Annotated in this window: 12 protein-coding genes; 4 read left to right on the top strand and 8 right to left on the bottom strand. The window is 63.3% G+C overall.

Going from position 1 to position 15217, the window contains the following annotated elements; translation table 11 throughout:
* The first annotated feature begins 38 nt into the window (after positions 1 to 38).
* On the top strand, positions 39 to 527 hold the full coding sequence (locus ACO076_RS16485; RefSeq protein WP_421723915.1) for a putative molybdenum carrier protein: 489 nt from the start codon (positions 39 to 41) through the stop codon (positions 525 to 527).
* On the opposite strand, the gene ACO076_RS16480 is transcribed toward ACO076_RS16485, so the two are convergent.
* The 4 genes from ACO076_RS16480 to ACO076_RS16465 all read right to left on the bottom strand — a co-directional run bounded on the left by ACO076_RS16480 (position 524) and on the right by ACO076_RS16465 (position 5781).
* Positions 524 to 3670 carry an efflux RND transporter permease subunit gene (locus tag ACO076_RS16480; RefSeq protein ID WP_421723914.1) on the bottom strand — a complete coding sequence of 1049 codons (3147 nt, stop codon included), beginning with the start codon at positions 3668 to 3670 and terminating at the stop codon, positions 524 to 526. The genes ACO076_RS16485 and ACO076_RS16480 overlap by 4 nt on opposite strands.
* The gene (locus tag ACO076_RS16475; protein WP_421723913.1) at positions 3670 to 4809 is read right to left on the bottom strand and encodes an efflux RND transporter periplasmic adaptor subunit; all 1140 of its coding nucleotides are present in this window, start codon (positions 4807 to 4809) and stop codon (positions 3670 to 3672) included. The genes ACO076_RS16480 and ACO076_RS16475 overlap by 1 nt, the downstream gene beginning before the upstream one ends.
* 145 nt (positions 4810 to 4954) lie before the next feature.
* Positions 4955 to 5158 (bottom strand): cold-shock protein, encoded by a 204-nt coding sequence (locus tag ACO076_RS16470; protein WP_421723912.1) that lies wholly within the window; start codon positions 5156 to 5158, stop codon positions 4955 to 4957.
* 212 nt (positions 5159 to 5370) lie between these two features.
* The gene (locus ACO076_RS16465; RefSeq protein ID WP_421723911.1) at positions 5371 to 5781 is read right to left on the bottom strand and encodes a VOC family protein; all 411 of its coding nucleotides are present in this window, start codon (positions 5779 to 5781) and stop codon (positions 5371 to 5373) included.
* A gap of 410 nt (positions 5782 to 6191) precedes the next feature.
* Here ACO076_RS16465 and ACO076_RS16460 point away from each other — a divergent pair, with 410 nt between their 5' ends.
* The gene (locus ACO076_RS16460; protein ID WP_421723910.1) at positions 6192 to 7370 is read left to right on the top strand and encodes an ATP-grasp domain-containing protein; all 1179 of its coding nucleotides are present in this window, start codon (positions 6192 to 6194) and stop codon (positions 7368 to 7370) included.
* Positions 7371 to 8271: 901 nt separating this feature from the next.
* Here the strand turns inward: ACO076_RS16460 and ACO076_RS16455 are convergent.
* Positions 8272 to 9696 carry a DUF4236 domain-containing protein gene (locus ACO076_RS16455; protein WP_421723909.1) on the bottom strand — a complete coding sequence of 475 codons (1425 nt, stop codon included), beginning with the start codon at positions 9694 to 9696 and terminating at the stop codon, positions 8272 to 8274.
* 311 nt (positions 9697 to 10007) lie between these two features.
* A complete protein-coding gene (locus ACO076_RS16450) occupies positions 10008 to 10826 on the bottom strand; it encodes an SDR family oxidoreductase (protein WP_421723908.1) in 819 nt (272 codons plus the stop codon).
* A gap of 264 nt (positions 10827 to 11090) precedes the next feature.
* Here ACO076_RS16450 and ACO076_RS16445 point away from each other — a divergent pair, with 264 nt between their 5' ends.
* Positions 11091 to 11954, top strand: coding sequence for an SDR family NAD(P)-dependent oxidoreductase (locus tag ACO076_RS16445; protein ID WP_421723907.1), 864 nt, complete (start codon positions 11091 to 11093; stop codon positions 11952 to 11954).
* Entirely contained in the window at positions 11902 to 12522 is a 621-nt protein-coding gene (locus ACO076_RS16440; protein ID WP_421723906.1) for a TetR/AcrR family transcriptional regulator, read from the top strand. Before ACO076_RS16445 ends, ACO076_RS16440 begins: the two co-directional genes overlap by 53 nt.
* 185 nt (positions 12523 to 12707) lie before the next feature.
* On the opposite strand, the gene purN is transcribed toward ACO076_RS16440, so the two are convergent.
* A complete protein-coding gene (gene purN, locus ACO076_RS16435; RefSeq protein ID WP_421723905.1) occupies positions 12708 to 13355 on the bottom strand; it encodes a phosphoribosylglycinamide formyltransferase in 648 nt (215 codons plus the stop codon).
* Entirely contained in the window at positions 13355 to 14431 is a 1077-nt protein-coding gene (purM, locus tag ACO076_RS16430) for a phosphoribosylformylglycinamidine cyclo-ligase (protein ID WP_421723904.1), read from the bottom strand. The genes purN and purM overlap by 1 nt, the downstream gene beginning before the upstream one ends.
* Positions 14432 to 15217 lie beyond the last annotated feature (786 nt).

Below are 15217 nucleotides of genomic sequence, written 5' to 3'. Positions count from 1 at the left end.
TTTGCTTCACGAATGGTGGATCGGACGGTGATGCAAGCGTGATCAAGATAATCTCCGGCGGACAGACAGGTGTGGATCGTGCTGCGCTCGACACCGCGGCGCGGCTGGGACTCCCCCGTGGCGGATGGTGCCCTCGCGGTGGTTGGGCCGAAGATCACCCGACCCCGCCCGGGCTGCTCTCCGCTTATCCGGAGCTACAAGAGACGCCGTCAACCGAGCCGCAACAACGTACCGCCTGGAACGTTCGCGACAGCGACCGGACCTTAATTCTGGTCGATCAACGCGGCTTGGACGCTTCGCCGGGAACGGCCCTGACCAGGGATTTGGCGATGCGCGAAGGACGGCCCTGTCTGGTTGCCGCGCTTGTCGATGAGGCAGGCGTTAGCGAAGCCGCGGCCTGGATCGCCGCAGGCGGCGACAATCTCGTCCTCAACATTGCCGGACCGCGAGAGAGTGAGGCGCCCGGTATATACGACGCGGCGCGCGCCTGGCTCGAGCGTGTGCTTGCCAAGCTACCGCGCGGCTAGCGGGTCTCGGCCGGCGCGGTCTCTGCCGGCTCTTCGGGCTTCGATCGGCGGACCAGTTCCCGCATGCGTGCGAAGATTACGTAGAGCGTGGGAACGAAGATCGTGCCGAGGATGGTTGCTGCGAGCATCCCGGCGAGGACGGTAATGCCCACCGAGCGGCGCGCGCCGGCGCCGGCACCGACGGCGAGCGCAAGCGGCAGGACGCCGAGGATGAACGAGAAGGCGGTCATCATGACGGCACGGAATCGGAGGCGCGCCGCTTCCTCGGCGGAATCGAGGATCGACTTACCTTCTTCGTGCAGGTTTTTCGCGAACTCGACGATCAGGATCGCGTTTTTGGCGGCGAGGCCGATCAACAATACCAGTCCGACTTGCGCATAGACGTTTAGCGCGACACCAAGCATGAACAGCACGCTCAGCGCGCCGAACGCAGCGAAGACGACCGACAGCATCACCGGGATCGGCGTCGTCCAGCTTTCGTATTGGGCCACAAGAAACAGATAAGCGACGAGCACCGACAGGAAGAGGATGCTCATCCCCGCGGCACCCGCTTTGATCTCCTCCAGCGACATGCCGGTCCACTCATAAGTGAAGCCGGGCGGCAGGGTCGTCGCCGCCAATTCGTCCATGGCGGCGATTGCCTGGCCGGAACTGAGACCCGGCGCCGCCTCGCCATTGATGGTTGCGGAGCGGAACAGGTTGTAGCGCTCGATAGTTTCTGGGCCGAAGATCGGTGCCACCGTCACCAGAGCGCTGAGCGGAACCATGTCGCCGTCGCGGTTGCGGACGAACAGATCACCAATCTGATCCGGCGTGGCGCGGCGGTCACCCTCGGCTTGAACATAAACCCGATAAAGCCGGCCGAATTGATTGAAATCGTTGACGTAGTACGAACCGAAATTCGCCGCCAGAACCTGAAAGACGGCGCCGATATCGACCCCACGCGTCTTGGCGATCTCGCGGTTCAGATCGATAAAGTACTGCGGTGTATTGGCTTGAAACGTACTGAACACGCGGCTGAGGTCAGGGTTGCCGTTCGCCTCAATCACCATTGCGTTGAGCGCGGCGCCCAACTCGGCCGGGCTTCTGGCCTCGGTATCCTGAAGAACGAATTCAAAGCCGCCCGTCGTCCCGAGACCGGGAATCGGCGGTGGATTGAACGGGCGCACCGTCGCGCTCGGTATGGCCAACAGTTTCGGTGCCACGCCGAGGAGTACTCCACGCAGGCTGAGCTCTGGGGTGTCGCGTTCGTCCCATGGCTCCAGCACCGCGATGCCAAAAGCGGCGTTTGACGCGATCGCGCCTGAGAGAAGACTGAACCCACCAACGGTAATGACGTCAGCGACGCCCGGCGTTTCCTCGAGGATTGTCTCGACATCAGTGAGAACGGTCTTGGTCCGTTGCAGCGACGCGCCGTCCGGCAGCTTCACGTCGACGAAGAATGCGCCACGGTCCTCCGGTGGCAGAAATCCTGTCGGGATGGAGGTTCCCATCCATGCGGTCACTGCGGCGACGGCGACAAAGGCGACACCGGCGATCGCCGTCAGTCGGATGAAGCGACGGACGACCGACACGTAGCCGTTCCGCGTCACGGTGAGAGCATTTTCGAACCAGGCGAGGGGTCCGCGCTTGCGCCCCTTCGGCGGTCGCAGCAGTGCGGCACAGAGCGCCGGACTGAGTGTCAACGCGTTGATCGACGAGAAGGTCACGGCGAACGCGATGGTTACGGCGAACTGAATGTAGAGCCGCCCGGTTAGGCCGGGGGTGAAGGCAAGGGGAATGAACACAGCCAGGAGCACCAGCGTTGTCGCGACGACCGGTCCGGTCACTTCGCGCATCGCCTTGCGGGTTGCGGCCTTCGGATCGAGACCGTCGGCGAGGTGGCGCTGGACGTTCTCGACGACGATGATCGCGTCGTCGACGACGATGCCGATCGCCAGGATGAGGCCGAACAGGCTGATGGTGTTGATGGTGTAGCCGAGCGCCAGCAGCGCCGCGAACGTGGTGATCAGCGACACTGGAATGGCGATCGCCGGGATCAGCGTCGCTCGCCAATCCTGCAGGAACACGAAGACGACAATCACGACCAGGACCAAAGCCTGGAACAATGTGACGATCACTTCGGCGATCGACGTCTCGACGTAGAGCGTCGTGTCATAGGGTACGTCGTAGACGAGATCGGCAGGAAACCGCGTAGCGAGCTCGTCCATCCGCGCCCGCACGGCCGTCGAGACCTCGAGTGCGTTCGCGTCCGGCGTCTGATAGACCGCGACGAGTGCGGCCGGCGCACTGTTCAATTCACCGAACCACCCATAGGTGGCGGCGCCCAGTTCGACGCGTGCAACGTCGGCCAGTCGCACGACCGTGCCATCGCTGTCGGCGCGAAGGATGATCTGTTCGAATTCCTCCGGAGTCGAGAGCCGGCCCTTGGCACGGAGCGGATATTGGAACTGCTGTGCTAGCGGCGCGGGCTCTTGTCCGACGGCGCCGGGCGACACCTGTATGTTCTGATCCTGGATCGCCTGGATGACGTCGGTGGCGGTGAGGCCCAGGCTGCTCAGTCGGTCGGGTTGCAGCCAGATCCGCATCCCATAATCGCGTTCACCGAGGATGGAAACGCCGGAGACCCCATTCACACGGGACAGTGCGTCACGGATGTTGATGCTGGTATAGTTACTGAGAAAAATGTCGTCATAGGTTTCGTTTGGCGAATAAACCGCCAACGCCAAAAGAATCGCGGTCGACTGCTGATTGACCAGGACTCCCAAGCGATTCACTTCTTCGGGGAGGCGCGCGGCGGTTGCTGCAACCCGGTTCTGAACGTCCACTTGGGCCACATCGGCGTCGGTTCCGACATCGAATGTGACCGTCAGATTGTAGCTACCGTCATTCGAACTGCGCGAGGACATGTAGGTCATGCCTTCGACGCCGTTGACCTCGGCCTCGATCACCGCCGCGACCGTCTCCTCGACGACATCGGCGCTAGCGCCGGGATAGGTGGCGGAGACCTGAATCTGCGGCGGAGTCAGTTCCGGGTATTCCGCGATCGGGAGTTGCGACAACGACAGCACCCCGGCCAGCACCATTACAATGGCAATGACGAAGGCGAACTTCGGCCGATCGATGAAGAAAGCGCTGAACATCAGCCGGAAACCGGATTCGCGGCGGGAACCACCGTGACTTCGCCGCCCGGTCGAACTTTCTGGATGCCGTCGACGATGATCTGCTCACCGACCGAGAGGCCACTTTCGGCGACGATGTCGGCACCCGCGATCGCGCCGGTCGTAATCTGGCGGAGCTCGACCCGATTATCGCCGTCGACCACCAGCACAAACGGCCCGGTCTGATTGAGTTGCACCGCCACCTGAGGAATCAGGATTTGCGGTTCCGGTTCGGCGCTGGTCAGCACGACATTGACGAACTGACCAGGCAGGATGATTCGATCCGGATTAGGGAAATCGATGAAGACGCGGACAGTCCCCGTATTCGGGTCGACCTGATTATCGACGAAAGACAGCGTGCCGTCTTGGTCAAAGAGTTCGCCGTTGGCGAGGCGGATACGCGGGACAATGTCCGGCAGTTCCCCGGCCATGAAAGCAGGCACGACCTCGAGGTAGGTCCGTTCGGCCAGCGAGAACGACACCCGGATCGGATCGAGGTCGATCACCGTGGCAAGAACGCCGGTGTCGGGTCCGATCAGGTTACCGGTGTCGACCGCGCTTGGGCCAATACGTCCGGCGATCGGCGCGTGGACTTCCGTGTAGCCGAGATTGAGGTTGGCGACCTCCAAGTCAGCATTTGCCGCCGAGACGTCAGCACGAGCGCGGCCCTCGGCGGCGATCGCTTCGTCGAGGTTAGATTGCGGAAGTGTCTCGCGTTCGACAAGCTCGCGGGTCCGTTCCAGCGTCTGTTGCGCTTCTGTTAAGACTGCATCGGCGCGTTCCACGCCAGCGGTCGCCGCCGCCACCGCTGCCTGATATTCGGCGGGATCGATCTTGAAGAGGAGCGCGTCTTCCTCGACGTCGGCACCTTCGGTGAACGTCTGCTCGGCCAGGAAACCGGTGACGCGAGCGCGAACCTCGACTTCGCTGAACGCCTCGGTCTTGCCGACGAACTCTTCGGATTGGGCAAAGGGTTGCTCGGTGACCGGGATCACGGTCACCGCTGGCGGCGGTCCAGCGCTCGGATCGATGCCGGCCGGCGTATCACCGCCGCAGCCGGCGAGGAGGGCGGAGACCGCTACGGTCGTCGCGCCGATGGCCAGTCGATTGAAGAACGCCAAGACCTGCTCCCCGTGTCACCTATGTCAGCGGCGAATACTATCGCCAAATCGGTCGCCGGTGCCACAACGCCGAGTACACCACCGGCTGAAACGAAGAGAGCCCGGCGCAGGGCCGGGCTCTCGGGTAGCATCAATACGAAGCGTGTCAGGCGTCTTGCAGATTGGCCGCGGCGTCCTTGCCGCGGTCGCTGACCACCTCGAAGCTGACCTTCTGGCCCTCCCGAAGGGTCTGCATGCCCGAGCGCTCGACCGCGGAGATATGGACGAAAACGTCCTTACCGCCCTCGGTCGGTTCGATGAAGCCATAGCCTTTCTGGGTATTGAAGAATTTCACAGTGCCAATCGGCATAGTCGGTTCCTTTAGTCACAGCGCGAAGCGCGTCGCCATATCGACCGGCGATTATCGCACGGCCTTCTCCATATCCAAGTTCGCGATGTCTTGAGGAAGTCCCGATCGCCGGGCCGCCGCACCAAGGCAGATCACAATCTCGAACATCTGCGTCTATACGCAAGCCTGCGGCAAGGCGCAAATGCTGGTATTTGATGAAAACTGTCGCGAAGTCAGGCCGGGCGTGCCTCGCTGACCTCGAAAAGGTGGCCGTCCGGATCGCGGAAGAAGGCGCGAATCTCGGCGCCATGGTCTACCGGTGGCGTAAGAAACGCGGCACCGCGATCGCGAAGCACGGCATAGGCGGCATGGCAATCCGGCACGCGAATGGTCATCGCATGGCTCACCCGGTCGGGGGTGTCGGGCGATGCGAATGTGACATTGGGTTTATCGGAAGTCGGGCCGCCGCCGGTGACAAGCAGCAGCCAGGCGCCGGCGAAGGTAAACACAGCGGACGTACCACCGTATTCGCGATAGAGATCGGCGCCGAGTACGTCGCGGTAGAAGGCCACAGATTTGGCGAGGTCGCTGACCACGAGAATGTGGGTGAGGGCCATGCCCTCGGCCGGGAAGGCGTCGCTCATGTCCTGGTTCCTATTGTCGACACGAGGAGCGTATCATCCCGTCGTCCGATGGCCGACGCGTCTTTGCGCTTCCGGCGGTCGATCCGGTCGGTCAACGCGAAGTGTTGCGAGGCATGTTCGTCGACTCGTCCCCGTCGAGTTCAGGACCTCGCGCGGACCAGCGTCAGCCCCTGCGACGATGAGCGCAGACTTTCCGATGCGCTGACGGTAGCGTGGCGCACCCCACGAAGCGGATACACGACCACAGGACGCGAGGCCACACGATGACCGGAGCAACGCCATCATCGCAACCGTGGCCATCGGGGGACCGTCGGGGCAGTGACCGGGGTGGCCCATGGCAGTAACACCACGACAAAGCCTAGGATACCAGCAGTAGCGGCGTAGGGGCCGCGCCGTCAGGAGGGCCTCGCATGGCTGATCAAGACCGGGTTCTCCTCACCGGGGGCCGCTTCCCCGGCTCGGTGGGACTGGCCCACGCCCTTATCCACTACGGGACACGGGTCGATGTCGCCGACTCCTATAAACTCGCCCCTTCGCTGCACGCCCGGGGAATTGCCCAGCCCCACGTCGTTCCAGCGCCCGCGAAGCATCCGGTGGCCTTCACCGATGCCGTCGCGCGCATTGTCGCGGACCGCGACATCGGCCTGGTGATCCCGACCTTCGAGGAAGGCTTTTATTTGTCGCGGTACCGCGACCGGGTGCCGGTACCGATCTTTGCGCCGGCGTTTGAAACGGTTTTGCCGCTGCATGACAAGGCACGGTTCCAGGCGGTGTGCCACGCCCTGGATCTGCCGACGCCGCCATCCGTCGCCGTGACGTCCGGGGACGCCCTCCGGCACGCGATCGGTCGCTTCGAACGCTATCTCGCCCGGCCGGCTTTTTCACGCGCCGGCGCCTTCTGTCTCACCAATCATGGACCACGGGCCGGGGAAATGCGGCTCGACGATTGCCGGCCGACCGATGACAATCCCTGGCTTGTTCAGGAATTTGTCGACGGACGAGACGCCTGCTCGTTCAGCGTGGTGCGCGACGGCCGGGTTGTGGTCCACTGCGCCTACGAGCCGGTGATCGCAGCAGCCAGCGGTTTCTCTGTGCAATTCCGGTCGATCGACGATTTCGGCGCGCTGCGGGTCGCACAGAAGGTCGCCGGGCATTTTGGCTATACCGGCTTCCTTGGCTTCGACTACCGTCGCACGGAAGACGGGTTCGTTTTGATCGAGTGCAATCCCCGGCTCGATGCCGGCGTCTTCGTCACGCCGTTTCACTGGATCGGCGAGGCGGTCCTTGGCGAGCCCGAAGACCTCCGGATCGCGCCGGCCGGGGTGAAGAAGCAGTACGATGCGCTTCTGATCGGAACCGGTGGCATCGATCTCAGCGTCGGCGAAAGGCTGAAGCAGTTGTTGACCACGCCCGATGCGCTTGTCGAACAGGCCGATTTCCTGCCGTCCATCCTCTACTATGCGCAGCGGCGACATTGGAAAGCAGTGGCGCAGAAGGAGCACATCCCCGTCGACACGGCATCCCACGCAGACATCGCCTGGGACGGAACGCCGATGCCCGAGCCCTCGGAAGGCAGCGAGGCTGTCTGACGGGCGCCCGTGCGCCAATCGTCCCGCGCCGTGTGCGAGGGGTTCGCTACCGACACGGCCTCCCCCTCGGGCCGCGAACGCGCCAACGGTCAAACTGCCGCCACGACGGGGTGGCGGTGGAAACCGTTCTGCGAAGAACCTCCGGTTTTCGGCCACGCGCCATCGGTCTCGCGCCGCGTCTGGCGGCCGGGTCGTGCGTCCTTGTCCTGCCCTCGGAATAGGCCGAGGGTGGTGGGCGGCGTGAGCCACCTCTCATCTTGTGTTGTATGCTGGCGGCTTGTCGCCGTCCGGTCCATGCTCCGGCCGCGTCCATCCATGCTGGCACGTCTTAAGGTGGGCTATATCCCACAGACCCCTCGTAGTGGAGGTCGGACTCTCCGGACAACACGTCGGGACGGCCACCGACGGCCGGCGCGGGCGCCGGCCCCTCCACGTCGGTCCGATGCCGGTAGCGGGCAACGTCCCCCGGCGGGAGAGGGGGGACTCATCATAGGGCAATATTCCTAGGCGGGATAAGAAAATGGTTATACCCGCGGTGAGCCGAGGAGGCGAGCGCGGGCCCTCAGGGCCAACCTCCGCACCGTCACCCCGACGAAAGTCGGGGTCCAGGCAGAGCAGTGTCGTCTGTGATTGCGCCGAGTGTGTGACACCACCTGCGATGGATTCCGGCTGACGCCGGAATGACGGTGGTGGAGACTTCGGATGGCTGCGCTACGCAATCGCGGACTGGAGCCATCCGGGGGGCGGCTCCCTCGCCAACTTCGCTCATGTCCTGCTTCGGCGGGCGGGGCGCGGTGAGGCCGAAGGCCGAACCGGGTGAGAAGAAGGTCTTCCGGCTCGAGCCGACACGAGATGGCTGGTCTTATCGTTGCCCAAAGGAGATGGCGAGCGCAAAGTCGCACTACCAAATGTCGCTGGCCCTTGGGCGTAGCCGTGGTAGCGGGATTTCTGTGTTGCCGGCAGTGGACTGCGGAACTTGATCAATTGGTGGAGAGGGAAGCCTAACGGGGTTATCTGGCGTCATGGCAGGAGGCTGAGAACTGTTGTTGACGATAGGTTCGGCCAAATCGGTTTTGAGAAGCATCTCGCCTGTGGGCTCCGTGTGGATGGATGTAGCACCGGGGAGGACAGCAGCGGCGATCCCGGCAAACAGTGCCAATGCTACCGTGATGTAAATCATTGTCGGCCAGCGCTTCGGCGGACGGCATGCCGTCACTGATTTACTGGAGGAAATCTCTCCCGCATGGATAGCAATTGTCCTTATGACTTTATTGAATGCTTCACCGGCGTTTGCCCTCGAAAGCTGAATTCGGACCCGCAGACCGGCATCTGCCCAGAGACTGAGCTCGTCGTACCGGCAAACGGGTAACTGAACGTTGTTATTGAAGCGACGATCGGGTCCGCCGTCCTTGTTCACAAACCGCCAGGTTGTGCCGACGATTGTTGCGTCTTTTGGAACAGGGCTGTCCTGGATGAATTGAACGGGATACAACGACGAATAAAGCTCCCGATAGTCGACAGCAGCTATAGACCATCGATCCGAAAACAAAACGGCATCCGGCAGAAAATAGAGAGCTTTCTTTCCGAAGCGAAGACACGGAAATGAAGCGCGACTTCTGATCTGGGACGGGCAGTCCATGCTAGGGTAGGTTCGCCTACGAGATGCGAGTTCGGTTGCGCCTGCGTTGCGCTTCCAGTCCGAAGTGTATCCCTCGGCATCCACTGCCCATGCAGCAGCCGATTCTTGCAGATGAACAAAGGACTCTCTCAATGCCGCTTCCGCCTCCGCAGCCATACCCGAAGGTTCATAGGAAACGGAGACCGATCTTCGGTAGTGATCGAGTGGAAAGCCAACAAAGCCCCAGGCGAGCCCAACGAAAGCAAGATAGACCGCGGGGGACGGATCACCCTGGAGGTCCCACAAGCCTAAGACCGCCAGCGATGAGGCAACGATAACGAATGGGGAGATTGGTACCCGCCGACCGGCGGAATTGAGAATCGGTGCAAGTTCACTCGTCGAAAGCGCGGCGATCCCCTCTGCAGACGCGCTCTCAATCGGATTGAGCACTACATGTTCACGCGGCCAGTGGGGTGAGGACACCTCAGATTCAAACGCCCCAGGCTCGGCCACGGGTGGGTCAGCATATGGTGTATGGTGTGACCAGGAAACGCCCGAGCCAGGTATGCCGACCGTCGTACGGCTGCCTTTCGGCCCAATATTGTGGCGGACGCCCTTTCCGCCGAGCGACACCGAAACACCACTCTTGCTAAGGTTGAGGCGTACTCCCGGCATAATTTTTGCCGACTGCCTGAACCGGAAGGCCATCATCTTCTCCCGAGGCTGACCAAAGGTCAGTCTAGGCGAAAACGCCGCCGACTTTGAAGCTCCTGATTGTAGAAATCGACGTGATGGCGGTTCTGACGATTAGGCTGTATTGACAAGCGAGGTTAAGTCAAAGCCAATGGTATCAAAGCCGATCAAGCAAGCGGATCCCGCAATGTAAACAGCTTCCGGGGCTGGAGTTGGTTGGGCGGGCGATCGCCGCCTCGATACTGGCAACAGGGTTACAGACAAGTGCGGACGACCTCCCGGCCGCCCGCTCTCTGTTGTCGCTGAGCCGCGGCCGTCACGCCGCCTCAGTCGAGGCCCATCTGGGCGCGGATGCCGCCCATGAACGCCGCGTCGTCCTGGCTGGCGCGGGCGGCGAGCATCTGTTCGGCGTCGGCGCCGGCGGCATAGCGCAACTGGTCGGTGCCGTCGGTGACCGCGGTGTGGATCACTTCGGCGACCAGCGAGGCGGGCGCCGCTTCCCCCAGAATGTTCTCGAAGGTCGTAAAGACCCCCTGGACCACCGGCTGGTATTCGGTCATCGACTCGTCATTGGTGAAGTCGAACGAGCGGCCGGCGAAATCGGTGGCGATGGCGCCGGGCTCGACCACCTTCACCTTCACGCCGGTCGCCGCCATCTCGTAGCTGAGCGCTTCGGAAATGCCTTCCACCGCGTATTTGGTGCCGTGATAGAGGCTGCCGAGCGGGAAGGCGATGCGGCCGCCTATCGACGAGATGTTGACGATGACCCCGTCGCGGTTGGCGCGGAAGTGGGGCAGCAGCGCCTTGGTGACCTCGAGCAGGCCGATGACGTTGGTGTCGAACTGGCGCCGGATCTTCTCCATGGTGGCGACCTCCAGCGGCCCGAAGGCGCCATAGCCGGCGTTGTTGACCAGCGCGTCGATCCTGCCGAAGGCCTCGATGCCGGCGCCGACGGCGGTGGCGATCGAGGCCGGGTCGGTGACGTCGAGGCGGATGACGAGGACATTGTCGAGGCCCGTGAGTTCGGTCTCCTTGTCGGGCGTGCGCATGGTCGCGACGACGTTCCAGCCGTTCTCCTGGAACAGCTTGGCGGTGGCCTTGCCGATGCCGCTCGAGGCGCCGGTGATGAGGATGGTTTTCGCCATGGTGGGGACTCCCTGGGACGGTGTGTGGTGGGCCGACGCGGCAGCATCGTGGCGAGGCAGCGCCGGTGACCGGCCCTATTTGGGTGCCTGATCCCGCCTTTCCACTAGCAAGGTGCGCCATTCCGCCTGCGGATGGCGCCGTTCAGACGCGCTTACGCATGGCTTGCGGTCGCGGGTGGGCCTATCTCTGCCTTCGGTGGTTGACACTGTCACCTTGAGCGTTATTTGCACGTCAGTAGACACTGTCAACCAAGGAACCTGCCTATGGCTGAGACCCCCGATACCGACATCGACACCATTTGGCGGACACGCTATGGCCCGGTGGCCGTGGTCACCGGCGCATCCGACGGGATCGGCCGGGAAATGGCCATTGCCCTCGCCGGGCGGGGGCTCGATCTCGTCGTCGTGGCCCGGCGGGCCGACCGGCTGGAAGCGCTGGCTGCGGAACTCGAGCAGCAGTACCGTGTCACGGTGACACCGGTCGTGGCCGATCTCGCGACGCCGGCCGGAATCCAGGCGACGATCACGGCGGCGGACGGGCTCGATGTCGGGCTCCTGGCAGCCAGCGCCGGCTTCGGCACGTCCGGTGCTTTCGTCGACGCCAACCTCGCCGCCGAGCGGCAGATGGTGGCGGTCAACTGCCTGGCGGTGATGGAACTCACCCATCACTTCGGCCGCCGACTGGCCGAGCGGGGGCGAGGCGGACTGATCCTGATGAGCTCGTTGGTGGCGTTTCAGGGGGTGCCGAACGCCGCCCACTACGCCGCGACCAAGGCCTATGTGCAGTCGCTTGCCGAAGGGCTGGCAGTCGAACTCAGTGGGGCCAACGTCGACGTACTCGCCGTCGCTCCAGGGCCGACCGCCAGCGGGTTCGCCGAACGCGCCGACATGCGGATGGGGGCGACGGTCACCGCAAAGGCGGTGGCGCTCGGCGCGCTCGAAGGACTCGGGCGGCGCACCGTGGTGCGTCCGGGGTTCCTGTCCAAGGCACTGGAGGCCTCGCTGGCGCTTTTGCCTCGTCGCGGCCGGGTGCGGATGCTAGGCAAAGTAATGGGGGGCATGACGCAGCATCAGCATGACGGACAAAGCAGCGAGGCCGAGCGACCGGCGCGAAGCCTGTCTTCGTGAAGCGATCGCGATTGTCGAGACGTCGGGGGTTGAGGGGCTCAGCCTGCGGGAGGTGTCCCGGCGCCTCGGCATCTCGCACCAGGCCCCGTACAAGCACTTCGCCAGCCGCGATCACCTGCTCGCCGAGATCGTGGCAAGGACGTTCGATGCGTTCTCCGCCCACCTGGAAGCGCGGCCGCGCCACACCGATCCGTTCGACGACATGGAGACCATGGGGATCGCTTGCTTCACCTATGCGGAAGCGAACCCGCTCCAATACCGGCTGATGTTCGAGACGCCACTGCCGGACCCGGCCGAACACCCGGCGATGAAGGCGGCGGCGCAGCGGGCGTTCGGGCTGCTGGTCGCGGCGATCGAGCGGCTACCGCTGCAAGGGCCGCGGGCGCGCCGAGACGCGCCGATCGACCTCGACGCCCTGTTCGTCTGGTCGGCGATCCACGGCCTGATCAGCATGCTGAACGCACCGGCGATGCAGACGCTCGATTTCCCCGCCGAGACGCTCCGCGCCGCGATCCCCCACACGCTGGCCTGCATCGGCCGGGCGATCGAGACGCGCACTGACGACTAGTGGTTCGACTCCAACATTTTGCTAACCTCCTGCGGCACACGCTCGAGCAAATGTCGGAGTCATAGAACCACTAGCAAATATTTGATTTTAGTGGAGCTTTTGAATTTGACATTTGAGCAAGAGCCTGGCCGCAAACGGGACTCAAATGCCAAATTCGCTCCACTAGCCGGCCGATCCGCCATAGCTCAATCGTCGATCGACAGGAGCGGCGGGGCGTCCTCGACGCTAGTATCGAACACAACCCGTTCGTCGACAACGCGGACCGCGTCGCGGGCGACCCAGCCGAGCGCCAGCGGATAGAGCCGGTGCTCGACGGCAAGGACGCGCCGGGCCAGCGTTTCGGCCGTGTCGCCGGGTAGAACCCGCACTGCGGCCTGGGCGATGATCGGGCCGTCGTCCATCGCCGCGCGGACGAAATGGACGGTACAGCCATGCAGCTTGACGCCCGCGTCCAGCGCTCGGGCGTGGGTATTGAGCCCGGTGAAGGCGGGAAGCAGCGACGGGTGGATGTTGATCAGGCGGTCCAGCCACTTGTCGACAAAGTCAGGGCTCAACAGCCGCATGAAGCCGCCGAGGCAGACGATCTCGATGTCGGCGGCCTCCAGCGCCAGGGAAACCGCGCCCTCGAAAGCGGGCTTGGTCGGGTACGCGGTGTGGTCGACGACAGCGGTTTCGATGCCGGCATCGGCGGCGATGGCGAGGCCGGGAGCGTCGGGGCGGTTGGAGACAACCAGGCCGATCGCAGCCGGGTAGCGGCGACTGGCTGCCGCGGCGATCAGCGCCGCCATGTTGGTCCCGCGGCCGGAGATGAGGATGCCGACGCGCCGTTTCATCAGACGCCGCCGAGGTTGAGATGGTTGTCGAAGACGATCGCCTTGTCGTCACGGGCGACGATCTCGCCGACGGCAAACACGGTCTCGCCGGCGTCGGTCAGTGCGTGGCGGAGAGCGTCGACGTCGTCCCGTGCCGCGACGATCGCCATGCCGACCCCGCAGTTGAAGGTCTTCAGCATCTCCGCCTCGTCCACTGGCCCGGCCTCCGCGATCCAGCGGAAGACAGGAGGCACGGGAATAGCTGCGAGGTCGATCCGGGCAGCGAGGTGGGGCGGCAGGGCACGGGGTATGTTCTCCACTAGGCCGCCGCCGGTGATGTGGGCCAGCGCCTTGATGCCGCCGGGATTGCGGAGTGCGGTGAGTAGCGAGCGGACGTAAATCCGCGTCGGGGTCAGCAGGGATCGCCCGAGGTTCGTGCTGGCGAAAGGCGAGGGGGCGTCGAAGCCGGTGTCGTTGCGTTCGACGATATGGCGGATCAGCGAGAAGCCGTTGGAATGGAGGCCGGCGGAGGCCAAGCCGAGAACGACATCGCCGACGACGACGTCGCGGCGCGGCAGAAGCTTGTCGCGCTCGACGGCGCCGACCGCGAAGCCGGCCACGTCGAAGTCCGCCGATGCATACATGCCCGGCATCTCCGCGGTCTCGCCGCCGATCAGCGCGGCGCCGGCGAGTCGGCAACCACGTGCCGCGCCGGCCACCACGTCCATGGCGACGCCCGCATCGATCTTGCCGGTGGCGAAGTAGTCGAGAAAGAACAGGGGTTCGGCGCCCTGGACGACGAGATCGTTGACGCACATGGCGACCAGGTCGACCCCGACGCCGTCGAGGATACCGGTGTCGATGGCAATCCGCAGCTTGGTCCCGACCCCGTCGGTGGCGGCGACCAGAACCGGGTCGCGGTAGCCGGCCGCGGCGAGATCGAACAGGCCGCCGAATCCGCCGATCTCCCCGTCGGCGCCGGGGCGCCGGGTGGTGCGCACAATCGGCTTGATGGATTCGACGAGCTGGTTGCCGGCGTCCACATCGACGCCGGACTCGGCGTAGGTCGCGGGCTGGGGGCGGTTGGTCAAGGTCATTTCTGTCGGGTTGGATGATCTCGGTGGCGGCACTTGACCTTGTTCATAGCAGACCGCACGGCGAACCTGGCTGAGAAGCACCGTCGCATTGAAAAAAGGAGCCGAACTTGGCAACATCACCACATCAGAAAACCCCATCTGGGCGACGTCGGCTCAGGCAGTTCGAGTTTGGAACGGAGTGATCGAAGATATGAGAGAAGTAGTTTTGGGTTTGCTATGCGTTGTAGCGATCGCTCTGACACCTGTGAGTGTCGCACTTTCGGCAGAACCATACACAATCAACCAGACATGCGAAGCGGACACTGGTAATTGGTGCAGTGTCAAACACACCATCGACAAGGATCCCACAGAGTGGCTTTTGCAGTGGGCTTGCGTGACCGGAGGAGGCCAGCAAATTGCGCCCGTGAATGTGAGATGCGCATCAGGAAACGACACGAGGGTTACTTGCAAGGCACAAAGTAATAGCGGTGTGTACGGGGTATGTTATTGCCATTTCGCGGGAAAGAAAACTGATCCGAGCGAGCATCAGCAAGTGTCAATGGGTATTTACTGCTCTACTAGGTAAAGTAGGGGGAGAGAGTTGATTGCGGTAAACGTCGGTATGCAAGATAGTCAAGGCGTAGACTAGGCGGCTTAGGAAAAATCTTCTGTTCGTTTGGCCGTTTGACGTTCACACACTTCATGAACTCGATGTTTTAAGCACCAAGCTCAGCAATCTTTCCTTCAAGAAGTCTGTCGATGACCTGCCCCATCGAAGTGGCCAGCTCATTAAGTTAGGTCCGGCAG

Origin of the sequence: Bauldia sp. (assembly GCF_965232525.1) — a bacterium.
Lineage (GTDB): Bacteria > Pseudomonadota > Alphaproteobacteria > Rhizobiales > Kaistiaceae > Bauldia.
Note: the sequence above shows the minus strand (reverse complement) of the source record. Positions and strands in the feature narration are given on the sequence as shown.